This window comes from Micrococcus sp. Mcc89 (assembly GCF_024519795.1).
GTDB classification, from domain to species: Bacteria; Actinomycetota; Actinomycetes; order Actinomycetales; family Micrococcaceae; genus Micrococcus; species Micrococcus luteus.
In genome coordinates, this window is record NZ_JALJRI010000121.1 from 1 (window position 1) to 547 (window position 547).

Here is a 547-nt window from a genome sequence, read left to right on the forward strand (position 1 = left end):
TCGACAGCATAGAACGTGTCCTCGAACTCGGCGGGTGGGACGTCGCCGAGGTAGCCGTGGAGGCGTTGCGTGTTGTGCCAGGACACCCACCCGAGGGTCGCGAGCTCGAGGTCCTCGGCCGTTCGCCAGGGACCTGGCCGTGCGGGCCCGCGGACGAGCTCGGCCTTGTAATAGCCGTTCACGGTCTCGGCCAGGGCGTTGTCATAACTGTCCCCGACGGGCCCGATCGACGGTGTCGCTCCGATCTCGGCGAGGCGTTCGCCGTAGCGAATGGAGGTGAATTGAGACCCCGCGTCGCTGTGACAGCGCAGGTCCTCGTGGCGAGCGCCGCGGGACCAGCGGGCCATCTCGATCGCGTCGAGGACCATCTCGGTGCGCATGTGTGACGCGCACCGCCACCCTACGATCATCCTGCTGAACGCGTCGACGATGAAGCAGACGTACGCGACGCCGGCCCACGTCGGCACGAACGTCAGGTCGGTGACCCAGAGCCGGTTCGGGGCAGGCGCGGTGAACTCCCGCTTCACGAGGTCCGGGTGCCGCGCCG

The 547-nt window shown here is 68.4% G+C and carries 1 protein-coding gene; it reads right to left on the minus strand.

Translation table 11 applies throughout. The features are described 5' to 3' along the window. Window positions 1–547 (minus strand): IS3 family transposase (locus NR072_RS11445; protein ID WP_256837308.1); only part of this gene is annotated, 547 nt, incomplete at both ends.